The following is a 21,642-nucleotide window of genomic DNA, read 5'->3' on the forward strand; positions in this document are numbered from 1 at the left end:
ATCCGCCGCCCTGCTCATTGCCCTTCACCGAGGAGATACATGGAATCTGAAGAGACCACTGCGTCTGCCGCTGGTTCAACAGCATCGCATAAATCTGTTACGCGCATACTCTCATCACGCGGCGCATGGGTAGTCGGGATTCTAACGGCTCTTACTATTTTTTTCATTGACCAGGGCACAAAACTTCTGGTGGTTACCAAGATGCAGATTGGGGAGCGCATCCCCGTGATCGATGGTCTTCTGTGGTGGTATTCCATCAGGAATTCTGGCGCTGCCTTTTCTCTCGGCGAGAATGCAACCTGGATATTTACGGTTATTATGGCGCTTGCCGCTGTAACCGTCCTTTACCTCTTCCGAAGGACGCGGGCTCTGAACTGGACCCTTGCCCTTGGAGGGCTGCTGGGCGGTGTTCTCGGAAACCTTTTTGATCGTCTTTTCCGTGAGCCAGGATTCGGTATGGGACACGTGGTGGACTTTATTTCGGTGCCTAACTTTGCCATCTTTAATATTGCCGATTCGGCGATCTGCGTTTGTATGGCTTTAATCGTACTGCTTAACTTCCGTGGCATAACGCTGCTCGGTACACGTGCTAAATCCTCTGCGAAGAAGGCTTCCGCACTATCTACCCACGTGAAAACTCAGAAGATCTCCGAAGGGGAATAATTGACCGATAATGTTGCGCCAGCAGGCATAACCGCCGAGTTCGATGTTTCTGAGGCTCTAGTAGGTATGCGATTGGACGCTGCTCTCGCCGGTGCCCTTGAGATACCGCGTACCCGCGCATCCGGCTGGATTCGCGACGGGCATGTGCGTGTGGTTCAGTGTGGAAATGAGCTGAAAATCGGTAAGTCGCATAAACTTTCTGCGGGCGAGACTGTGTTTGTGAATGCGCCTGCTCCGCGTGACCTTGCCGATATTCAGCCCGAAAAGGTAGATGGCTTCGGCATAGTCTATTGCGATGACGATATTGTGGTGGTCGATAAACCTGCTGGCGTTGCCGCGCATCCTTCTCACGGGTGGCATGGGCCTACTGTTCTTTCGGCTCTTCTGGGAGAAGGCGTTACCGTGGCTACCTCCGGGGCGGCGGAGCGTCAGGGGATTGTACATCGGCTGGACGTCGGCACTAGCGGGCTTATGGTGGTGGCACGCAGCGAGCGGGCATATACCGAGCTTAAACGTGCCTTTAAGGATCGTACCGTTGAGAAGGTATATCATACCCTGGTACAAGGACTGCCGGATCCTCTCATGGGGACTATTGATGCTCCTATCGGCAGGCACCCCGGACATGAATGGAAATTCGCCGTTATTGAGGATGGACGTTCTTCTATTACCTACTATGAAACTTTGGAATCTTTCGGGTCTGCCTCTCTTGTTGAGGTGCATTTAGAAACGGGACGGACTCACCAGATCCGTGTGCATTTCTCTTCATTACGGCACCCCTGTTGCGGCGACCTCACTTATGGAGCCGACCCCCGGTTTAGCGCCGAACTTGGCCTGACCCGGCAGTGGCTGCATGCGCATCGTCTAGGGTTCACTCACCCTACCACCGGAGAGCGCGTTGAATTTGAGAGCCCCTATCCGCAGGATTTAGACTATGCACTTGAGGCACTTCGCACCGGGAACATTACTAGAGCATAACTAAAACTCAGTCAGCACACTAAGAGACCAACAACCACAGCTAACGAGGAGAAAACGTGGCTAAGAAGGGCTTCGCGCATCTGCACGTGCATACCGAATATTCCATGCTGGACGGCGCTGCCCGCCTAGGCGATCTCTTTCAATACGCACGGGAACTCGGAATGGACTCTATGGCCACTAGCGACCACGGGTTCCTTTTTGGTGCTTTCGACTTTTGGCGTCAAGCGAAGGCCAATGACATTAAACCCATTATCGGTGTGGAAGCGTACCTGACTCCCGGAACCCACCGTACCGACCGTTCACGTGTGCGCTGGGGCGATGGCTCTCGCGACGATGTTTCCGGTGGTGGTGCATACACCCATATGACTATGTGGGCGGAAACCACCGAGGGCATGCACAATCTTTTCCGCGCATCATCTGTCGCCTCACTGGAAGGCCAGCTGTACAAGCCGCGTATGGATCGCGAAGTACTGCAAACCTACTCTAAAGGGCTCATTGCCACGACCGGATGTCCTTCCGGAGAAATTCAGACTCGTTTGCGTTTGGGGCAGTACCAAGAGGCAGTCGCCGCGGCAGCAGAATTCCGTGACATTTTTGGCAAAGATAACTTCTATTGTGAGGTCATGGATCACGGGCTTGATATCGAGCGTAATGTGCAAGCAGATCTGCACCGTCTGGCCAAGGAACTCAACCTGCCGTTTGTCGCGACGAACGATCTGCACTACACTCGCCAAGAAGATCACACCGCGCACGCTGCACTTTTGTGCGTGCAGTCTGGTTCGACCCTGACCGACCCTAAACGCTTTAAATTCGATGCGGACAACTTCTACCTGCGCTCGCCGGAAGAGATGTATCAGATATTCGGCGATGTTCCGGGTGCCTGCGAAAACACTCTTGAAATCGCCGAACGATGCAACGTCGAGTTCAATACCAAAGCGAACTATATGCCAAACTTCCCTGTACCCGAGGGAGAGAACGAAGAATCCTGGTTCGTGAAGGAAGTTGAACGAGGACTGCACTACCGATTCCCCAATGGCGTGCCCGATAAGGTACGTGAACAAGCGGAATATGAGGTAGGCGTTATTACCTCCATGGGATTCCCCGGATACTTCCTGGTGGTGGCTGACTTTATCAACTGGGCAAAGAACAACGGTATCCGTGTGGGCCCAGGGCGTGGCTCCGGCGCAGGCTCGATGGTCGCCTACGCCATGCGTATTACCGATCTGAACCCGCTCAATCACGATCTGATTTTTGAGCGCTTCCTCAATCCCGACCGCGTGTCAATGCCCGACTTCGACGTGGACTTTGACGATCGCCGCCGTGCCGAAGTGATCGACTATGTGACCGAGAAATATGGCGAGGACAAAGTTGCACAGATCGTCACCTTCGGAACTATTAAGGCGAAGCAGGCGCTCAAAGATGCTTCTCGCGTGATGGATCAGCCTTATTCGGTAGGTGAGCGCCTCACGAAGGCGATGCCGCCGGACGTTATGGGTAAGAACATTGCACTTGCCAATGTGTATAACCCCGAAGATAAGCGCTACTCCGAGGCGGGCGATCTGCGTGCACTTATCGAGGATCCGGTCGATAAGATTTACGGCGAAGTCTTCGAGACCGCAAAAGGTCTGGAAGGTCTGAAACGTCAGTGGGGCGTGCACGCCGCGGGCGTTATCATGTCGAGCAAAAACCTGACTGACGTGATTCCTGTGATGCGCCGCGAGGCTGATGGACAGGTTATTACCCAGTTTGATTACCCCACCTGTGAAGGTCTGGGTCTTATCAAAATGGACTTCTTGGGTCTTCGCAACTTGACGATTATTTCTGACGCACTAGATAACGTCAAGATGAACCGCGGTATAGAGATAGACCTTGAAAACCTAGAGGTTGATGACAAAGAGTCCTACCGCCTACTGGCGCGTGGTGACACCCTAGGCGTATTCCAGCTCGATGGCGGTCCAATGCGCAGCCTGCTCAAGCTTATGGAGCCTGAAGAGTTCGAGCATATTTCCGCTGTGCTTGCCCTGTACCGCCCTGGACCTATGGGCGCGAACTCGCATACGAACTATGCCCTTCGTAAGAACGGTAAGCAAGAGATTCAGCCGATTCACCCCGAGCTTGAAGAGCCTCTTGCCGAGATTCTTGATACTACCTATGGCCTGATCGTATATCAGGAGCAGGTGATGGCGATCGCCCAGAAGGTTGCGAATTATACGCTGGGTGAAGCGGATCTGCTGCGCCGCGCGATGGGTAAGAAGAAGAAAGCTGAGCTGGATAAACAATATGAGGCTTTCCACGATGGCATGATTTCTAACGGGTACTCGGAGGGCGCAGTTAAGGCTCTGTGGGATATTCTGCTTCCGTTTTCCGATTACGCATTCAACAAAGCCCATACTGCGGCATACGGTTTGGTATCGTACTGGACCGCCTATTTGAAGGCGCATTATCCGCAGGAATATATGGCGGCTCTGCTAACGAGTGTGGGCGATAACAAGGATAAGCTGGCTCTGTACCTCAACGAATGCCGTGCCATGGGTATTACCGTGCTGCCCCCGGATGTGAACGAATCCACCCTGACCTTTGCGCCTGTGGGGAAGGATATCCGTTTCGGTATGGGCGCTATTCGTAACGTGGGCGCAAACGTGGTCGACGGCATGATTGCAGCCCGCGAAGAGAAGGGGCACTTTGAGTCTTTTAACGACTTCCTGAAGAAAGTTCCGCTGGTTGTGTGTAATAAGCGCACCATAGAATCGCTGATTAAGGCGGGTGCTTTCGACGAACTGAAACATACTCGCCGTTCGCTTTCGCTGGTACACGAGTCGGCAGTGGACGCGGCGGTCTCCGTAAAGCGCAAAGAGGCAGCAGGCCAGTTTGACCTCTTCGGCTCCCTGGGTATGGATGACGCACTCGGTGACGATCTTTCGGTGACAGTTCCAGATATTCCCGACTGGGAACGCCGCGAGAAACTGAATTTCGAACGTGAAATGCTGGGTCTGTACGTCTCCGATCATCCGCTGCGCGGTCTGGAACGTGCGCTTTCGGACGCGGCAACCGCATCTGTGCACGATATTATCGACGAGGACTCGCATATTCGCGACGGCGAAGTGGTAACGATCGCGGGCATGCTCACGAGTGTTTCGCGGCGTATTGCCAAGTCGAGTGGTAATCAGTATGCTTCGGTAGAGCTTGAGGACTCATCGGGTGCTACCCTGACCGTCATGTTCTTTTCCCGTGCATATGAGACGATGGGCAACGCCCTGGCAGATGACCTGATTTGTTCTATTAAGGGCCGTATTCAGCGGCGTGATGACGGCAGCGTGAATATGAGTGCTCAGGAAATGCAGATTCTTGAGCTGAGCGATGATGGTCGCGGCGCCCCGATTACGATTTCGGTGCCCGAGTACCATGTGACGGAGGACCGTCTTAAAGAGCTGAAGGACGTTCTGCGTGATCATCGCGGGAATGTGGATGTTCGGATGCTCCTGCGCACTCGCGATAAAGAGCAGCTGGTCCTTCTGGATTCGAGTGTGCGAGTTGATCCCAATCCCAGCCTCTTTGGTGAGATTAAGACGATTTTCGGTCCCAGCTGCATTCGCCGGTAGGGGAGAAGCTCTCAATATCTAGCGGTATGGGTAAGGCTTATTCAGGAGGGGTAATTCCCCTGGATAATCTTTACCGAACCGTTAGGTCAGTTCTTCAGAGATCTACACGGCGGGCTAAAACTGGGTGTTAAACCATCGTGGGCGTGGCTAGGATGGACACAAGCCTCTGACGGTTCTCTTGACGGCATCTGTAAAATAAGAATGATGATGCTCGACGCGGGTGCTGCACAGTGCCCACCTGAGGAGACACCATGTACTGCCCGTACTGCAAGCACACAGACTCTCGCGTAGTAGATTCGCGAACCACCGACGACGGCGCGGCTATCCGCCGCCGCCGCCAATGTACCGCGTGCAGTCGGCGTTTTACAACCGTTGAAACAACCACTATTTCCGTTATTAAACGCTCCGGCGTGACCGAGCCATTCGACCGTTCTAAGATTGCTGCCGGTGTGCGCAAAGCCTGCCAGGGGCGTCCAGTGGGCGAAGACGATTTGGCAAAACTCGCCCAAGAAGTCGAAGAACTTATTCGGGCCCGCGGACTCGCCGAAATTAACGCGCACGAAGTGGGACTTACTATCCTTGAACCGCTCTCCAAACTGGATGCGGTAGCCTACCTGCGCTTTGCCAGCGTTTACCAAGCGTTCGAGAACCTTGAAGACTTTGAATCCGCGATCGCTCTTCTGCGTGAAGACCGCGTGGGAGACGCCGAGCCTCCAGAGGACGCGGTAGCCTCTTCGGATAAAACTTCCCAAGACAAACGAAATAAAGACGCGAAGCCTGCGAAGAAAAATACCGCCAAAACTACCAAGGCTCGCTCCGGGAAATCAAACGAGAGCAACCCGCTTCAGGGGACGTTCCTCTAAAACTTCAACAGCTACTCCTCGCGAGCAGATAGTATTTTGACGAACAGATAGCCGATTGCTATCTGTTCGTCAAAATACTATCTGCTCGCGCTTTATGAAGTTTTACGGGCTTTAGAGTTCGCCGCGCCGCTGACGTTCGGAAGGCATTCCGCCAGCCCAAAGCGCAGCGCCCACGATGCCTGCATTATTGCGCAGAGTCGCCATCACCATAGGGGTACGAATCTCGTCCTCGAAGTAGGGCATAAATTTTTCGGGGTTCTTTGAGATGCCTCCACCAATAATGAAAAGGTCAGGGGAGAACAACGCTTCAACATGCTGGAAATACCGGCGCAGACGCTTTTTGGCGTACTTCTTCCACGAAAGATCATGAACTTCGCGTGCTCGCGCGGATGCGCGGGACTCCGCATCATACCCGTCAATTTCAAGGTGTCCGAGTTCGGTGTTCGGTACCAAAACCCCGTTGTTAATCAGGGCGGAACCAATACCGGTTCCTAAAGTGATAACGGCGATGAGCCCCGTCTTGTCTCGTCCTTGCCCGTAGGTGGCTTCGGCAAGACCTGCGGCATCAGCATCATTAATGCCGTAAACAGTCCTTGAATCCAGAGCGTCGCTGATGAGCTGCTCAAGGTTAGTGTTAATCCAGGCGGGATCAACATTTGCAGCTGAGAAAACCACACCATTCTTCACAACGGCGGGGAAATCGACGCCGATAGCAGAATAAGGCTCTGGCGCTATCTCACGTGATTGAAGCTCATCAACAATCTGGCGTGCCACCTGTGCGATAGCCTGTGGGGTTGCTGGCTGCGGGGTGGGAATACGAAAACGCTCGGATACCAGGTTACCGGTTCGCAGATCGACGATACCGCCTTTCATACCGGTACCGCCAATATCAATACCGATCATCAGGTCTTTGGGGGTGGGCGCCGGAACATCGACGTATTCTACCGAGTTTTCGACCGGAGGAATTGCAGCAGTAGTCTCGTTCATAGGTCTCTCTTTCGTCGTGTCTGTGTTATTGGGAGGAAACTAAGGTAGGGTGAGAACATCCACGCCGTCTGCTGTGACAACCATGGTGTGCTCAAATTGGGCGGTGCGTTTGCGATCGCGGGTGACCACAGTCCAATCGTCATCCCACAGATCCCATTCGATCGTGCCGAGGGTCAGCATGGGTTCGATGGTGAAGATCATGCCCTCTTTGATTTCCATATCATAGGCGGGTGCCGCATCGTAGTGAGGAATAATAAGGCCCGAGTGGAATTCGCGCCCCACGCCGTGCCCGGTATAGTCACGCACTACACCGTATCCAAAACGCGCCGCGTATTTTTCAATCACGCGACCGATAACGTTGATCTGACGGCCCGGTTTAACCGCCTTCATCGCACGGTTGAGGGCTTCTTCAGTACGTTCGACCAGCAGACGGGATTCTTCATCGACATTGCCCACCAACAAGGTTTTATTGGTGTCGCCGTGCATTCCACCAAGGTATGCGGTGACGTCAAGGTTCAGAATGTCGCCGTCCTCAAGTACCGTGGAGTCTGGAATGCCGTGGCAAATAACCTCATTCAGTGATGTGCATACCGATTTCGGGTAGCCGCGGTAATCCAGGGTGGAGGGGTAGGCACCGTGATCGCAAATATACTCGTGGATCAGCACATCGATCTGATCGGTTGTCGTGCCCGGGACGGCAATCTTTGCCGCTTCCACAATAGCGCCTGCAGCAACCTTACCCGCTGCACGTACTCTCTCAACCTCTTCAGGGGTGTACATATTTGAGTCGTTGCCCTCATTGGGGGTTTTCTTCCCCACGTATTCGGGGCGAACAATATCTGCCGGTACAGTGCGCATGGGGGTGACAACTCCGGGGGTCAGGCACCCTATGGGCGCGGCACCCGGTTCTGCGGGAAGATTATGAGAAGTAGCCATAAAATTATCTTACCGGCAGAACACAGGTGTATCGCTAGGTACCCCATACAAAACCCGAACCTTTTTCCATATATGCAGAATATTTTTCATCATGCGCGCACAAGCTCTAAAACGGCTATAGAGTAGTCCACGAAAAATAGTGAAACGGTACATGAGGATGTAAAAGATGTGTAAATACGTTACTGTAAAGGGCATAGAAAACCCGCATAGTTTTCTGTCACCAAAGCGCAGGCATGCTGAAGGAGAATAATGAGTATTACCGACAATGTCACCCCAGGCCCACACCCGGTGCAGTACTGGTACAACACCTTTACTGGGCAGGTAGAAGAAGGGCAGCAAAGCAAGATTACCCACCTGTGGGGTCCTTATGCGACACGCGAAGAGGCCGAAAAGGCCATGGAAACAGCGCAGAAGCGTAATGAAGAATGGGACAATCAGGACTAGCCGATTTCCGCGCAAATCTTAAGAGCCAGACTCACCGTGTGTGAGGCTGGCTCTTGTGCTTTGTAGATTTTCTGCTGCTCCCTAAGACGGTTTTTCTGAGGAGATCCTACTCAAAAGTGTGTTCGTGTGCGGGGAATTCACCCGAACGCACCTCGGCGCGGTAGGTACGTGCCGCATCTTCAAGAAGCGAACCGATCTGCGCAAATTGTTTGACGAACTTGGGGAGTTTACCCTCGCGCATTCCCATAGCATCTTGCCAGACGAGAACCTGGCCGGTAGTGACGTTACTTGCGCCAATACCGATAGTAGGGACTGCGCCCACCGCCTGATCAACGCGGCGCGCGGTCTCTGTAGTCACCATTTCAAGAAGCACACAGAATGCGCCAGCTTCGGCGAGGGCGCGTGCATCCGCAACAACGGCATCGCTTTTTTCGCTGCGGCCCTGCACCCGGAAACCCCCGAGAGCATGCTCCGACTGCGGGGTGAAGCCGATGTGTGCGACAACTGGAATACCTGCACGAACTATGGCGCGAACCCACTCGGTCATAGCGGCGTTGGCCTCGATTTTGATAGCGTGTGCCCCGCCTTCTTTCATGAGGCGCGCCGCCGATGCGACCGCTTGTGCGGGAGACTGCTCATAACTGCCGAAGGGGAGATCGGCGACCACCATAGCACGGGATGCGCCGCGTGCTACCGAGGCTACGAGCGGAATCATCTCGTCAAGAGTGACGGTGAGGGTGGACTCATATCCGTAGACGACATTAGCGGCGGAGTCACCGATAAGAAGCATATCGATTCCCGCGCGGTCAAAAATCTGGGCTGTTAAGAAGTCATAGCAGGTGAGCATTGAGAACTTTTCGCCCGCAGCTTTAGCTTGCGCGAGGTGGAGGGTACGCACTTTTTTCACCGCTTCAAGGCTGAAAGGCTTATCCCCGGTTCCCGTGGGGGTGGCACTCGTCGCGTTGTGCGGGTGCTGTGCAGACGCGGATGGTGCGTAAGGGGCGTTTTCGTTCTCGCTCATGGGGTCTATTTTATCGTGGTTGCTCCGGTATTGCTGGGGAACGGTTCGCTGATAGATAACGCCTGATGCTATGGCATACCAAAATACCCATCATCTGGTTTAGTACAGGGCGCGTAATGGAGAGTAGTCGCCTCTGACAAGGGACTTTCGCCAGCCCCAGCGCCAACCGTGACGTTCTGCGTGGAAGAGGAAAACGGTATCTTGTGTGAGAGCAGGGGTCCAGTACACGAGTGGGTCGGTACCGGAGCCTCGTTTCTCAGCGGCGAGCGCATCGCATTGGAATTGTTCAAGACAGTGTTGTGCTTGGGTTTGCAGTTCGGCTGAAGACCGGGTCAGAGCCTCCGTTACAGTCGAGAGAATTTCTTCATGCGTAAAAGCTGAGAATTTTTCGTGAGATTCAGTGCGGGCGCGATGGTGCAGCGCAGATGCGGATTTCATGAGGCGTTCGCACACGCGGACCATCTGGCTAAGCGACATCATCTCGTAGAGTTGGGGTACCTGAACATGTGCCTGAGAGAGGGCGGCGCGAAGCTCTGGGCTTACAGGCAGAAGGCGACCGAGCGTGTACACGTTGGTGCGGGCTAGATTAGCCGAGATAAGTGTTTCGGTAGTGGTGCTCAGGAGGGCTCGCGCATCGTTTTTAGTGTCTGCGGAAAATGCGTATCCGAGAGCTTTGACAATATCGAGAGTAAGCTGTGTTGCCTGTACCAGCGCGGTGATGGGGTCTTGTGATGGCACCGCCGATTGTAGCTCCGTGAGCCTTGCACGATATTCGGTAAGTGTCTGAAAATGCTCTGATGCGTGGTCATCAATCTGCTGAAGCAGATGCTCAAGGGTTTTCAGCGTTGGGTTCAGCTGTGATTGTGCGGAGTCGAATGCATCCATGAGCAGAGTGAGGTGTCGATAAATCGTCTGGGCACCTTGGAGATATCGTTCATGGTGTGTATTCTCGTGCAGCGTTTGGGCTAGGCGAAGGTGCCTATGTAGTACATCAAATGGGAATGAGGTGATGGCTGGATAGCGTGTCTCAAGATCGTGAATTTGGCGCGATAAAGCCTGTTGGTGCTCCCGAGCACGGTCGGCGATATGCGCGAGTTTTTCCTCGTTGAGATAACTCTCGGGAACGGGCAAATAGGCAATGCTCAAGAGCACCCCGAGAGAGCAGCTGAGAGACTGCGCTACAGCGGTTTTGAGGGCTTGATCGTCTCTGTGCACCGTGGTCGCGAAAGCATAATATGCAGCGTGCATATTCTGGATGAAACTATCGGTATCTTCCAGATAGTCACGACTGACGGCTTTGCTGACTCGAACTTGGGCTATCTGCGCCCGTTCTCGTAGCAGCTGAAAATATTGGTCGGCGTATACAGCTTCGCGGTACCAGGCGGTGCATCTGTGCATGAGTTCCGCCTGCGATAGCTCGAAAATTGAAGGGTGAGCGTTGACAGGGGCGAACCCTTGGGGAGAGAGTGCTACTGCCGAGAGCGCATACGGATCGGCCACGATAAACTCGGGCTCATAGACTCCATTGGGTAAAGGACAGGGCTCTTTGAAAGAAGAGATATAAGAAATAAGCCAGATGATACTGAGCATAACGAGCATGAAGGCGCCGCTGAAAATAAGATACTCCACAATCATTCCTTCCTGGTTTTACGAAGGGCAGCTCCGCCACTTTATACGACGTGATGAACCGAGTATCAGACTTTCAGATAGTCCGGTCGTGGGTAATCTGGCTCCTCCCACACCTTATGCCAGGGTACAAAAAAGTCATCCTTATACAGGGAATGATAAAACCAACTAGGGTTTTGCAGCATCCAGTAATGATATTCCTCTGAATCGGGCTGCAGTCTGCTGCGCTTATCGCGTTCGAGCATACGCTGGCATTCGTCATATGCCGCATACATTTCGGTGTCAGAGACAAGAAGCTCGTAGCTTAGCGCCGTCACAAACCGTTTTTGGCTTGGGGAATCTGGTGTCATATCGGGGAAGTAGCCGTCGTATGTTTGCAGCATTTCTTCTCGCGTATGCCGTAATTGTTTTACCAGGTTTACCAGGTACTCTAAAGAGCCCGATAGATCATCTTCATCCTCCAGAAGTATTTGGCAAGCATACTGATTCAGCATAGCCGTGCAGAGCTCATGTGTATTCAGCGGCGCGTATTCCCCAGCAAGAAGGAGCTTTGTGTAACCGTATTCGCGTCGTATCTGCGTTATGCATAGGCGTTGAATAAGGCGCTCGCAGCGTGTATAAGACTCCTCTGAAAGTACCGGCTTCACCTCCGTAAGCAAATCTATGCAAAAGCTCGTTATGCGGTCTCGAATCTCATGATTCTGCGGCAGGTCAGCGGGTGCTTTGCCAGTTGTTGCTAGGATTTCTTCGAGCTGTTCGGCACGGTGGCTAACAATCTGCCGATAAAAACGGTTGCGGCGTTCTTCGGCTCCGTACTGCGCCGCTTCAAGAAGTTCAACGGCAGTCTGCGCTTCGGGGGCAGTACAGCAGTACTCCTCGCATGCATCAAGGGCTTCTTGCAGCGCCGTCAATATAGTCCTAACGCCGCATATTGCACGCTGAATTTCGTGGTGCAGGTAAGTGCGTGCTGCATCCCCACGAATATGCGGATGTTCGGCGAGTTTATGCTGCGCTGCCTCTAGAACCTGTGTTGCGGCGGCAAGCACCGCACAAGCAATTTGTTGGGGAAAATCACTGTTCTTATGCTGCGATAGTGTGGTGGAAAGATGCTGTTCGGTTTCATCACGGATGCCGCAAAGTTCTTGTACCTTAGCTTCTTGCCCTTTAAAGATTTTTGCGGATATATTTCGCGGTTCTTTCCACTCTCCAAGTATCAAACCTGTCTGACGTATAACACCCCGAGAGTATCCGAGAGCGTCGGTACTCGCCTGACGGAGTTTCTGCGGTTGAGGGGATTTAGCCTCTAGTGCGCGTTCGTACCTGTTTAAGGCCGTGTAGGCTCGCAGAATGTCAACACGGACAGCTTCAGAATAGGCATCGTCCAACGCGGGTTTTTTGAGGGTATCAGGGTGGATAGCGATATTGAGGTAAATACGATGCGTCCACCGTACGTACAGTTCATGCCGGTCGCGCAGTTGGCGAGGCGATAGAGCCCAGGTAATTTCGTCGAGTTTAAACGGGTTTTTGGGAGTCTCTGGAACCGGGGTAGGATTTCGGTTCCGGAACTTGTCTATGACCCATAGGATTGGCGTGAGGGGTATAGCTAGAAGGGCGCATACGATAAATCCAGCGAAAATGAGAACAGGAATTCCTATAACGATAAAACATATGATGTACATGAACGCTATAGCTATCATTCTGCATATTTCTGCAATGCTCATATGTATTTCCTCTGGAACGTATTCAGTGATTTCGTGGTTGGGCTGTACACAAAATTTTGAAGTGATGGGAGTCACCCAGCAACTTCTATCTTAGGCGACTCGCCGGACAGATCAGCGCCCGTTAGCGTGAATTGAACGTGAATTTTGGGGGAATAAACTACTGTGTGCATATGAAGCGGGATTTTTGGTCGGGAACGAGAGAGGCCTACTTTCTCAGCCAAAAGCCCGCCTCTTGTGGTTCAGTTTTCAAAGGTGGGTAAAACGCGGAATATATAGCAACAGAACTAAGACGCCTACCTGACCCATAGAATTTACATAAACGAAACCTGAACATCAGGCTTTTGCGGGAAGAAACCGATAGTCTAGAAAGAGACATAAAACCGTGCCAGCGCACTCGCGTCTTGCGGCACCAACATATGCGTGAGCACGGCATCACTCACCGCCGAGTCAGCTACCGCCCGGAATACAGGGAGATATCTATGGACCGTCAACAGGAATTTGTACTGCGCACCATCGAAGAGCGCGACATTCGCTTTATTCGGCTGTGGTTTACCGACGTGGTGGGAACCCTCAAATCCGTGGCATTAGCCCCAGCTGAGGTTGAAAGCGCCTTCGAGGAAGGGCTCGGCTTTGACGGTTCCTCCATTGAGGGTCTTTCACGCGTGTACGAATCCGATATGCTGCTTCAACCTGATCCCTCCACATTCCAGATATTGCCTTGGCGCGGGATTGAAGACCATACCTCCCGCATGTTCTGCGATATTCTTACACCCGATGGTGAGGCGAGCGCATCCGACACTCGCGGTGTACTCAAGCGAACCCTCAACAAAGCTGCTGAAATGGGGTTCACATGCTACACATCGCCCGAAATTGAGTTTTATCTGCTCAAATCTGCTCAGCTGGGTGATGACGGTTTTCCGGTACCGGTAGACTATGAGTCTTATTTTGATCACACACCTGGCGGGATTGTGCAGGATTTCCGTCGCAAGGCAGTGACCATGCTTGAAGAGGTCGGTATCTCGGTGGAGTTCAGCCACCATGAAACTGGTCCCGGACAGAACGAGATCGACCTGCGCCATGCTGATGCCCTGCAGACCGCCGATAATGTGATGACGTTCCGTACCGTCATCAAAGAGGTTGCGTACACGCGGGATCTTTACGCAACGTTTATGCCTAAGCCTTTCACCAAATATGCCGGCAGCGGTATGCACACCCATTTCTCGCTTTTTGAGGGCGATACCAACGCGTTCTTTGAGGCCGGGGCTGAGTATCGTCTCTCAAAGACGGCACGGCACTTTATCGCCGGGGTACTCAAGCATGCCCCGGAGTTTACCTCGGTCACCAATCAGTTCATCAATTCATATAAGCGGCTGTGGGGCGGTGGGGAAGCACCCAGTTACGTTTCATGGGGGCACAATAACAGGTCGGCGCTGGTGCGTGTACCGCTCTATAAGCCAAATAAGATGCAGGCGGCGCGCATCGAATACCGCGGGCTTGATTCGGCCTCAAACCCTTACCTAGCATATGCGGTAATTCTCGCCGCAGGGCTCAAAGGTATTGAGCACGAGTATGAGCTTATGCCTGCCGTGACTGAAGACCTCGCCGCCATGACAACCGCAGAACGCCGCGCTATGGGCTACAACCCGTTGCCTGCTTCTCTGCGTGAGGCTATTAACCGTACCGAGGACTCCGAGTTTATGGCAGAGGCTCTAGGGGAGCAGGTTTTCGAACAATTCTTACGCAATAAGCGCGCCGACTGGGAACAATACCAGGCTCAGGTCACTCCGTATGAGCTCAAGCATAATCTGGGTATTCTCTAGCGGATAGGCGAGTTTCGGGAGGGGACCATGCCAGAGCAGCAACCTACTGAAGGCACAGCGGCGGCACCGGCGGATGCGGAACGTCAAGAACACGCACGCAGGCGCACGCGCATGGTCGCCGCCGGGTTCTACGATGCCGCAAAGAGCGAGCGCTGGCTTGATTCCCCCGAGCTCGCCCAGGTTAATACAGATGCTCTCTTCGCCGGGCTCCGCTGGGCACCCTCGCCGGATATCGCGTTACCTTCGCTGGTGAGGCTTATCGAAAAGCACCCCGCAACGGCGGAGCGCGCGAACCGCGGGGATGCCGAGTTTAGCATGTTCCGGCTTTTGGGTTCTTCGCAGGCGTTGGGCGATTTTCTGTACCGCAACCCGCATTTGATCGACCATGTTTTCGACAGTCACGGGCTAGACTCTGAACCTGAGCTCATCGCCACTCAAGAGCCCAGCACCGTTCAGGCGGAGGATATCGAGCCGCAGATAGATCCGCACGATGTTGAAGAAACCCCGCATATTCGCGGGTACAGCGGCGCTGCCGGGGGTAAAAAGCTCGACGATATTGATGAGCCTACGGCCCCGTTGGCAACCGCATACCGCACGGATCTGTTGGAAGCGGTGGGCGCGAATCCCGACGATGAGCGGCCGCGCGCATCACGTGAGATGACGGGTAAAGAGGGGTATACAGCGTTGCGTGTGGCGTACCGTGCCGCACTCACGAAAATTGCGCTTGTTGATGTGTGTTCGCCCGATCCTGTGGAACTTATGCCCACGGTTGGGCGGCATCTTGCTGATCTTGCCGCCGCTGCGCTGGAAGGAGCGCTCGCGATAGCCCGCACCGAGGTTGCCGAGGGGCTGGGCGGTGGACTGTGCGCGGCACCCGCGCGGGGTGCATCCGTAGATGCCCTGGATTTGGCGATTATCGGTATGGGCAAATGCGGGGCGCGCGAGCTGAACTATATTTCTGATGTAGATGTGGTGTATGTGATAGAACCCGTTCCCGCCAGTGAACTGCCCGAGGGAGTAGCATCCCTCACCGAGCAGGACTGCGCCCAGATCGGTACTGAGCTGGTGCATGCGCTAACGAAGGCGATCATGGCACCTGCCGTTGAGCCTCCACTGTGGGAGGTAGACGCGAACCTGCGCCCCGAAGGCAAAGACGGCCCGCTGGTGCGCACCGTCGAATCCTATGTGCGGTACTACAAGCGTTGGGCTGAGAACTGGGAGTTTCAGGCGCTTTTAAAGGCCCGACCGATTGCCGGTTCTGCGCATTTGGGTGAAAAATACGCACGCGCAATCGAGCCGTTCGTGTGGGAATCAGCCGCTCGGGATTCCTTCGTGGAATCTGTGCAGGCTATGCGCGCCCGCGTGACCGATAATATCCCTGCCGCCCAGCTGGAACGTCAAATAAAGCTCGGCCCCGGTGGGCTGCGCGATGTCGAGTTCACGGTTCAACTTCTGCAGCTGGTACACGGGCGCACCGACCCCGCCGTGCGTACCAAATCTACCCTGGATTCGCTCGCCGCGCTCACCCGTGCCAGCTACATTAGTCGCGCCGATACCGAGGCGTTCTCACGCGACTACAAGAAATTACGTCTGCTGGAGCACCGCATTCAGCTTATGCATCTGCGCCGAACCCACCTGATGCCCGATCGCGCCGGGGAACAGCGCGCCCTTGCCCGCTCCCTGGTGCCCGCAGAACGCATGGGAACACTCTCGGCTGAGCAGATGCTCAAAGCTTGGCAGAAACTCAAACGCAATGTGCGTTCCCTACACGAACGTATATTCTTCCGCCCGCTGCTGGCCGCAGTTTCAACCCTGAGCCGCGATGAAGTGGCGCTTTCTGATCAGGCAGCGCAAGACCGTCTGGCTGCGCTCGGCTACCGCGACCCGCGCGGAGCCATGCGGCATATCGAAGCGCTCACCAATGGGGTCAGCCGCCGCGCTGAGATTCAACGGCACCTGATGCCCGTACTCTTGGGCTGGTTTGCTGAGGGCGTGGATGCAGACGCCGGGCTGCTGGGGTTCCGCCTGGTCTCAGAGTCTTTGGGCACCACAAGCTGGTACCTGCGTATGCTTCGCGATTCGCCCGCCGCGGCGGAGCGGCTGTGCCAGATACTCTCAAGCTCGCGGTATATTACCGATCTGCTGGAAGACGCGCCCACCTCCATCACCTGGCTTGATAAGGTTGCCGACCTGCAGCCGCTGAGCGCGGGCGCGCTCAAGGCCGAAATTACCTCGCTCCTGTCACGTCACGAGGACTCTGCGGACGCTATGCGCGCGGTACGGTACCTGCGCCGCCGCGAGATTTTGCGCATCGCCATGGGAGATGCCCTGAACCTGCTGAGCGTGCAGCAGGTGTGCACCGGGCTGGCGACCGTGGACGAGTGCACCATCGGCGCGGCGCTCGCCCTGGCGGAACGCGAAGAGGCCAACGCAGGGGAGCGTGACGAGAAAACCACGCCCCAGAAGAGCGACGCACCGCAGAATGATTCTCAAGAGGCAACGGGGGAGAGCCTCGAAGATGAACAGAGGAATCCGCTACTAACCGAGATCACGGTAATTGCAATGGGTCGCCTGGGCGGCGCAGAGAACGGCTTCGGTTCGGATGCAGACGTGATGTTTGTGCACCGCCCCGTGGAGGGAGCCGATGAGAAAGAAGCCCAGGCGCAGGCAAACCACATTGTGAACCGGCTGATGCAGCTGATTAAACAGCCGGTACGTCCGGCAATCCGTGCCGAACGCCCGCTTGAGGTAGACGCGGATCTGCGCCCGGAAGGTAAGCAGGGGGCACTGGTTCGCTCGCTGGATTCGTACCGCGCTTACTATGAGCGCTGGGCTGAGACCTGGGAGTTTCAGGCGCTCTTGCGGGCGCGCCCGATTGCCGGGTCTGAAGACTTGGGGCGTGCGTTTGTTGAGCTGGTTAATCCTTACCGGTATCCGCGTGAGTTCACGGTGGAGCAGGTACAGCAGGTGCGGCGCATGAAGGCGCGTGTGGAGCATGAGCGGATGCCGCACGGGGCGGACCGTACCCGGCAGTTGAAGCTGGGGCGTGGCGGGCTCTCTGATGTGGAGTGGCTGGTTCAGCTGATTCAGCTTCAATATGCTCATAAGGTTGAGGGGCTTCGCACGACCTCGACTCTGGAAGCGTTGGATGCAGCCGTTCAGGCTAACCTGGTGGCTGCTGAGGAAGCCGAAGTTTTGCGGGATGCGTGGCTGCTGGCGACCAAGATTCGCGGCGGCAACGTGCTGCGCGGCGTACGCCAGTCCGATTTGCTGCCGACTCTGCGCGATGCTTTGGAAGCGGTTGCCCGCTGGAGCGGCTACACCCCAGGCAGCGCCCGCCAACTGGAAGAAGACTATCTACGCGTTACCCGAAATGCCAGGAAAGTTTACGAAAGGCTTTTCTTTGAGGGATAAGGGAATAAAAAGGAGTGTGTAACGTTGAAATATGAACAAAATATTCCAGGTTATATGAGGAATTATTTAAATAATAAATCTAAAAGAAAATATATGGAAGCTGCATTAGGTATCTTATGGAGAATACCAAAAACAGCTCCTTTATATATGAGTGTATTAGGTGTTTTTCATTTATATTTATGGGCATTTTTTATATCTTCAGGAAATCCAGTGGATATTTCCTTCATAATTCAGAAGGAGGGTATAACAGGTGGAATACCCCGGCTGCTGCCATTAATAGTATCGCATTTTATGATGCTAATAATAGTCTCAACGCCCGGTGTGGTAATAATAATTTTAACATATTTAGCAGTGAAGTTTAAAAGTTGGGTTTATAAGAAAAGTGGGAATACATGGAATAAGCGTAGTTACATTTGTGGTTTTTGTTTTTTGGTTTTGAGTTAACTTTAATTTATTTAGCTTATGTGTTTTTGATTAGTGATTTTATAAGAAATTTTCATCTCAATACATCTTTTGTTTATTGGATTGAGTCAGAAAATATTCTTCCTCAACTAATAATTATATTTATATTACTTATAATTCCTATACTATTCTTTGTAAAATACCAAGAGGATAGTCGTAAGTTATCAATTTATAGAATAGTTTTGTGGGTAGCTATTCTCTCTATCTCAGTAGTCCCGTTTTCTATGTTTGGAGGTGTATATTCTAAGGGGTATGGTACTGAGTGTGTTTCTCTTGAAACTGAAGATAATATGATTGTGGATTCAAGTGCAAAGATGGGTAATGGGGAAGAAGGGAAAAAGATATTAAAGATTTCGGAAGTTATTCAATCAGGTGGTGGATATGTCGCTGATATACTGAGTGAAGGTAAAGGGAATAAAAATTATATTTTATCTAGTTATGTCTATTCTGAGGATAAGGACTACTTGAATATTATGGTTTTTTCCATTCGAGAATGGTATAAGGACGATGGGGAATATGATCGAACAGGGAACGACCTGTTAATTGACAATAAGGGTGAAGGGAGGAATGGGGTGCTAGTATCCATCAAAAAATCTTCTATTAAAAATAGATTCATGTCTACTCCCTTGTGTTTTAACGGTAATTAGCGAGGGAACACCCTATGAAAACTTTTTCCTATAACGGTTCTGCCGGGCAATTGACCGAAGTTCTCGACTGCGTCGAAACGTATTGTGAAGAACTCGTGATTACCCATGTTGGGCATGAGTCCATTGTGGTTTTACCTCTTTCTGAATACGAATCACTCCGAGAAACTATGTACCTGATGAATTCTCTGGCGAACGCTCGTCGCCTCATGGATTTGATAGCCCATCTTGAGCAGCATATTCACAAAACAAGAGCGGTTTCTTTATCTGAGGGTATTTGAACCGCTCTTGGATAAAGAAACCGCTCCCGAAATGGGCGACGACTCTATGTATATGTCCCTGCTGAACGTTACACCTGTTGACCGCTTAGATTTTGACCGATGGGGTTTTCCGTAAGATATTGCGGAGCGGCTGCCAATGAGGCTTCCTGCATCAAAACCTGTTGATCCTCGGGGCTCGTTGGGGAAGGCCAGCGACCATTAACCTGACGAAATACCAGCGCACACATAACCCGTTCACCTCGCAGATACCGGGACGTAAATGCAATCTTACGCTTATCTGCTGTCTTGAGAACCAACCATCCACCGGGATGCCCCGAGCTATACGCGTACGAATCAATCTCGTGAAAGGGGATGCGGGTAACTTTGCCGTACCATGTGCACTGCTCTATGTAATCTACGCCGGTTTCAACATACTGACGTTGGCCCATGAGAATTGCCCAGACGCCAAACACTAAGCAGATTCCAATAACCCCAAACGCCATATATGGAGGCATCGGATTACTGCCCGAGATCAAGGCTGGGGTGATAAGGGCAAAGAGCACTCCCACAGCAACAAGGAAATAACCACAAAATCTATACCAACCGGGCAGCTTTGCCCTGATTGTCCCATCGGGTTGAGGCTTTACCTGCGCGGCATGTTTTCTATAGAAGTAGCCGCTAACCGCACCGATACACACCAGAAGAATCGCAGTAATAATAAAAGTCATATATCCATAATACGTGTTCAAAAACTGAGGAAGGGGAGACCAGATACTTGCGGGACCGATCTTAGAGCAAGGTTTTCTTGCCCACCTCCAAATCTTTGCTGTTGTAGGCACCGTATCCGTTACCGCCGCAAACCCCGAGCTTTCGGAGTCTTCGCAAGGTACTGCTGAGCGGCTCTCATGGATGATTCCTCTCCCAAGACTCGTTGTTCCTCCTGGTTGTATGGGGAGGGCCAGCGGCCATTAATCTGGCGAAACGCCAACGCAGCAATCACCCGTTCACCCCGTAGAAAACGAGAGTTAAACGCTATCCTGCGTCTATCCGTCGTCTTAAGAACCAGCCAACCGCCAAGGCCCGCTGGACTATACGAGTACGAGTCAATCTCATGGAAGGGAATTCGGGTCACTTTGCCGTACCAAGCGCGGCGTTCGATATAGTCCACGCCGGTTTCAATGTATTGGCGCTGACCCATAAGAATCGTCACGATACCAAGACCGAAGGTCATAGCAGGAAAGCCAATCGCCATGTTTAGGGGCATAGGATTGCTGCCTGAACTTAAAATAAGTGAAGCAAAGGCTAAGAAGACTCCTGCTGCAATGAGAAAATAACCAAACGCGATGTACCAGCCGGGCAGCTTCGCTCGGACGGTTCCATCAGGCTGAGGTTTTATCCGCGCGGCATGTTGTCTGTAAAAATAGTTGCTTCCCGCACTAATACCTATCAGAAGAACCAACGTAGCGATAAAACTCATACCATCATCATACGTGTTCAAAACCTGCGGATTGGTGCAGAAATAACTGGAGAAACCGACCCAAGTGCATGGATACCTGAGCTTTATTGCTTCCCTATCAAGCTTTCTGTACATTATACTGTACGGAGAAGGAAGGTGTTTATGAAAACCATGTCTTACACCGAGTCGCGGGCTCGGTATGCTGAAGTACTTGACCACGTTGAAGATCACCGTGAAGAGGTTATTATTACACGTGCCGGGCATGAACCGGCAGTCATTCTCTCATTGTCTGAGTACGAATCTCTTCAAGAGACTGCCTACCTCATGCGTTCCCCGGCTAATGCACGTCGTCTTATGGAATCCATCTCCCGTCTTGAAGCTGGTCTTGGGTCTGAGCATCAGCTGGTTGAGGAATAGTCGTGAGAATTATTTTTGACGATTCAGCATGGAGCGACTATCTCTGGTGGCAGGTGCAAGATCGGAAGGTTCTCAAGCGCATTAATCTACTGATCAAAGATGTTGAGCGAAATGGTAATGAAGGTATAGGGAAGCCTGAAGCTCTCAGACATCAATTTTCAGGCTGGTGGTCACGCAGAATTACTGATGAACACCGTCTCGTATACAAGCTTACTGATGACTCTATTGTCATAGCTTCATGCCGATATCACTATGGCGCGTAGAAGGGTTGGGTGTTGCCACAAGATTCAGAATCTTGTGGCAACACCCAACCCTTCGAGGAACGAAAACCTAG

At 52.8% G+C, this 21,642-nt stretch carries 19 protein-coding genes; 12 read left to right on the forward strand and 7 right to left on the reverse strand.

The annotated features are described in order from the left end of the window. Positions 1 to 39 precede the first annotated feature (39 nt). From lspA to nrdR, 4 genes are all read left to right on the forward strand, one after another. Positions 40 to 663 (forward strand): signal peptidase II, encoded by a 624-nt coding sequence (lspA, locus tag HMPREF0733_RS08005; protein WP_013398847.1) that lies wholly within the window; start codon positions 40 to 42, stop codon positions 661 to 663. A 66-nt stretch (positions 664 to 729) separates the two neighbouring features. Further along, positions 730 to 1,638 (forward strand): RluA family pseudouridine synthase, encoded by a 909-nt coding sequence (locus HMPREF0733_RS08010; RefSeq protein ID WP_172461401.1) that lies wholly within the window; start codon positions 730 to 732, stop codon positions 1,636 to 1,638. Between the two features lie 56 nt (positions 1,639 to 1,694). Further along, positions 1,695 to 5,237 carry a DNA polymerase III subunit alpha gene (gene dnaE, locus HMPREF0733_RS08015; RefSeq protein WP_013398849.1) on the forward strand — a complete coding sequence of 1,181 codons (3,543 nt, stop codon included), beginning with the start codon at positions 1,695 to 1,697 and terminating at the stop codon, positions 5,235 to 5,237. A gap of 251 nt (positions 5,238 to 5,488) precedes the next feature. Continuing rightward, the gene (gene nrdR, locus HMPREF0733_RS08020) at positions 5,489 to 6,100 is read left to right on the forward strand and encodes a transcriptional regulator NrdR (protein WP_013398850.1); all 612 of its coding nucleotides are present in this window, start codon (positions 5,489 to 5,491) and stop codon (positions 6,098 to 6,100) included. A gap of 111 nt (positions 6,101 to 6,211) precedes the next feature. Here nrdR and ppgK read toward each other — a convergent pair whose 3' ends face one another. After that, positions 6,212 to 7,003, reverse strand: coding sequence for a polyphosphate--glucose phosphotransferase (gene ppgK, locus HMPREF0733_RS08025; protein ID WP_172461400.1), 792 nt, complete (start codon positions 7,001 to 7,003; stop codon positions 6,212 to 6,214). Positions 7,004 to 7,126: 123 nt separating this feature from the next. Next, positions 7,127 to 8,023, reverse strand: coding sequence for a type I methionyl aminopeptidase (gene map, locus HMPREF0733_RS08030; RefSeq protein ID WP_013398852.1), 897 nt, complete (start codon positions 8,021 to 8,023; stop codon positions 7,127 to 7,129). Between the two features lie 249 nt (positions 8,024 to 8,272). Here map and HMPREF0733_RS08035 point away from each other — a divergent pair, with 249 nt between their 5' ends. After that, the gene (locus tag HMPREF0733_RS08035; protein WP_013398853.1) at positions 8,273 to 8,467 is read left to right on the forward strand and encodes a hypothetical protein; all 195 of its coding nucleotides are present in this window, start codon (positions 8,273 to 8,275) and stop codon (positions 8,465 to 8,467) included. Positions 8,468 to 8,573: 106 nt separating this feature from the next. Here HMPREF0733_RS08035 and panB read toward each other — a convergent pair whose 3' ends face one another. The 3 genes from panB to HMPREF0733_RS08050 all read right to left on the reverse strand — a co-directional run bounded on the left by panB (position 8,574) and on the right by HMPREF0733_RS08050 (position 12,835). Next, positions 8,574 to 9,488 carry a 3-methyl-2-oxobutanoate hydroxymethyltransferase gene (gene panB, locus HMPREF0733_RS08040; RefSeq protein ID WP_013398854.1) on the reverse strand — a complete coding sequence of 305 codons (915 nt, stop codon included), beginning with the start codon at positions 9,486 to 9,488 and terminating at the stop codon, positions 8,574 to 8,576. A gap of 99 nt (positions 9,489 to 9,587) precedes the next feature. Further along, positions 9,588 to 11,123 (reverse strand): hypothetical protein, encoded by a 1,536-nt coding sequence (locus HMPREF0733_RS08045; RefSeq protein WP_013398855.1) that lies wholly within the window; start codon positions 11,121 to 11,123, stop codon positions 9,588 to 9,590. 59 nt (positions 11,124 to 11,182) lie between these two features. Next, positions 11,183 to 12,835, reverse strand: a complete 1,653-nt coding sequence (locus tag HMPREF0733_RS08050) for a hypothetical protein (RefSeq protein WP_041321734.1) — start codon at positions 12,833 to 12,835, stop codon at positions 11,183 to 11,185. 479 nt (positions 12,836 to 13,314) lie between these two features. On the opposite strand from HMPREF0733_RS08050, the gene HMPREF0733_RS08055 reads away from it, so the two are divergent. Genes HMPREF0733_RS08055 through HMPREF0733_RS08070 form a run of 5 tightly spaced genes read left to right on the forward strand, consistent with a single transcriptional unit; the run spans position 13,315 to position 19,456 of the window. Continuing rightward, a complete protein-coding gene (locus HMPREF0733_RS08055) occupies positions 13,315 to 14,655 on the forward strand; it encodes a glutamine synthetase family protein (protein ID WP_004004410.1) in 1,341 nt (446 codons plus the stop codon). Positions 14,656 to 14,682: 27 nt separating this feature from the next. Beyond that, on the forward strand, positions 14,683 to 18,069 hold the full coding sequence (locus HMPREF0733_RS08060; RefSeq protein WP_013398858.1) for a bifunctional [glutamine synthetase] adenylyltransferase/[glutamine synthetase]-adenylyl-L-tyrosine phosphorylase: 3,387 nt from the start codon (positions 14,683 to 14,685) through the stop codon (positions 18,067 to 18,069). Positions 18,070 to 18,093: 24 nt separating this feature from the next. Then, entirely contained in the window at positions 18,094 to 18,513 is a 420-nt protein-coding gene (locus HMPREF0733_RS11180) for a hypothetical protein (protein ID WP_141744352.1), read from the forward strand. Next, the gene (locus HMPREF0733_RS08065) at positions 18,483 to 19,178 is read left to right on the forward strand and encodes a hypothetical protein (protein WP_013398859.1); all 696 of its coding nucleotides are present in this window, start codon (positions 18,483 to 18,485) and stop codon (positions 19,176 to 19,178) included. Before HMPREF0733_RS11180 ends, HMPREF0733_RS08065 begins: the two co-directional genes overlap by 31 nt. 14 nt (positions 19,179 to 19,192) lie before the next feature. Beyond that, positions 19,193 to 19,456: a type II toxin-antitoxin system Phd/YefM family antitoxin gene (locus HMPREF0733_RS08070; protein ID WP_013398860.1), complete on the forward strand. Its 264-nt coding sequence runs from the start codon at positions 19,193 to 19,195 to the stop codon at positions 19,454 to 19,456. A gap of 68 nt (positions 19,457 to 19,524) precedes the next feature. Here the strand turns inward: HMPREF0733_RS08070 and HMPREF0733_RS08075 are convergent, their stop codons facing one another. Together HMPREF0733_RS08075 and HMPREF0733_RS08080 are read right to left on the reverse strand one after the other, a co-directional pair. Then, on the reverse strand, positions 19,525 to 20,163 hold the full coding sequence (locus HMPREF0733_RS08075; RefSeq protein ID WP_013398861.1) for a hypothetical protein: 639 nt from the start codon (positions 20,161 to 20,163) through the stop codon (positions 19,525 to 19,527). A gap of 119 nt (positions 20,164 to 20,282) precedes the next feature. Then, complete coding sequence (locus HMPREF0733_RS08080; RefSeq protein WP_244864689.1) at positions 20,283 to 20,699, reverse strand: hypothetical protein; 417 nt, start codon at positions 20,697 to 20,699, stop codon at positions 20,283 to 20,285. 354 nt (positions 20,700 to 21,053) lie between these two features. Between HMPREF0733_RS08080 and HMPREF0733_RS08085 the strand changes: the two genes are divergently transcribed. Continuing rightward, entirely contained in the window at positions 21,054 to 21,308 is a 255-nt protein-coding gene (locus HMPREF0733_RS08085; protein ID WP_013398863.1) for a type II toxin-antitoxin system Phd/YefM family antitoxin, read from the forward strand. Positions 21,309 to 21,310: 2 nt separating this feature from the next. Beyond that, positions 21,311 to 21,571 (forward strand): Txe/YoeB family addiction module toxin, encoded by a 261-nt coding sequence (locus HMPREF0733_RS08090; RefSeq protein ID WP_013398864.1) that lies wholly within the window; start codon positions 21,311 to 21,313, stop codon positions 21,569 to 21,571. Positions 21,572 to 21,642 lie beyond the last annotated feature (71 nt).

The sequence above is a fragment of the Rothia dentocariosa ATCC 17931 genome (genome assembly GCF_000164695.2).
GTDB classification, from domain to species: domain Bacteria; phylum Actinomycetota; class Actinomycetes; order Actinomycetales; family Micrococcaceae; genus Rothia; species Rothia dentocariosa.

What these genes read in the sequence shown, in the direction of transcription:
- lspA (WP_013398847.1), top strand. Translation starts at nt 40, where the DNA reads ATGGAATCTGAAGAGACCACTGCGTCTGCCGCTGGTTCAACAGCATCG.
- HMPREF0733_RS08010 (WP_172461401.1), top strand. Translation starts at nt 730, where the DNA reads ATGCGATTGGACGCTGCTCTCGCCGGTGCCCTTGAGATACCGCGTACC.
- nrdR (WP_013398850.1), top strand. Translation starts at nt 5,489, where the DNA reads ATGTACTGCCCGTACTGCAAGCACACAGACTCTCGCGTAGTAGATTCG.
- ppgK (WP_172461400.1), bottom strand. Translation starts at nt 7,003, where the DNA reads ATGATCGGTATTGATATTGGCGGTACCGGTATGAAAGGCGGTATCGTC.
- map (WP_013398852.1), bottom strand. Translation starts at nt 8,023, where the DNA reads ATGGCTACTTCTCATAATCTTCCCGCAGAACCGGGTGCCGCGCCCATA.
- HMPREF0733_RS08035 (WP_013398853.1), top strand. Translation starts at nt 8,273, where the DNA reads ATGAGTATTACCGACAATGTCACCCCAGGCCCACACCCGGTGCAGTAC.
- panB (WP_013398854.1), bottom strand. Translation starts at nt 9,488, where the DNA reads ATGAGCGAGAACGAAAACGCCCCTTACGCACCATCCGCGTCTGCACAG.
- HMPREF0733_RS08045 (WP_013398855.1), bottom strand. Translation starts at nt 11,123, where the DNA reads ATGATTGTGGAGTATCTTATTTTCAGCGGCGCCTTCATGCTCGTTATG.
- HMPREF0733_RS08050 (WP_041321734.1), bottom strand. Translation starts at nt 12,835, where the DNA reads ATGAGCATTGCAGAAATATGCAGAATGATAGCTATAGCGTTCATGTAC.
- HMPREF0733_RS08055 (WP_004004410.1), top strand. Translation starts at nt 13,315, where the DNA reads ATGGACCGTCAACAGGAATTTGTACTGCGCACCATCGAAGAGCGCGAC.
- HMPREF0733_RS08060 (WP_013398858.1), top strand. Translation starts at nt 14,683, where the DNA reads ATGCCAGAGCAGCAACCTACTGAAGGCACAGCGGCGGCACCGGCGGAT.
- HMPREF0733_RS08070 (WP_013398860.1), top strand. Translation starts at nt 19,193, where the DNA reads ATGAAAACTTTTTCCTATAACGGTTCTGCCGGGCAATTGACCGAAGTT.
- HMPREF0733_RS08075 (WP_013398861.1), bottom strand. Translation starts at nt 20,163, where the DNA reads ATGACTTTTATTATTACTGCGATTCTTCTGGTGTGTATCGGTGCGGTT.
- HMPREF0733_RS08080 (WP_244864689.1), bottom strand. Translation starts at nt 20,699, where the DNA reads ATGCCCCTAAACATGGCGATTGGCTTTCCTGCTATGACCTTCGGTCTT.
- HMPREF0733_RS08085 (WP_013398863.1), top strand. Translation starts at nt 21,054, where the DNA reads ATGAAAACCATGTCTTACACCGAGTCGCGGGCTCGGTATGCTGAAGTA.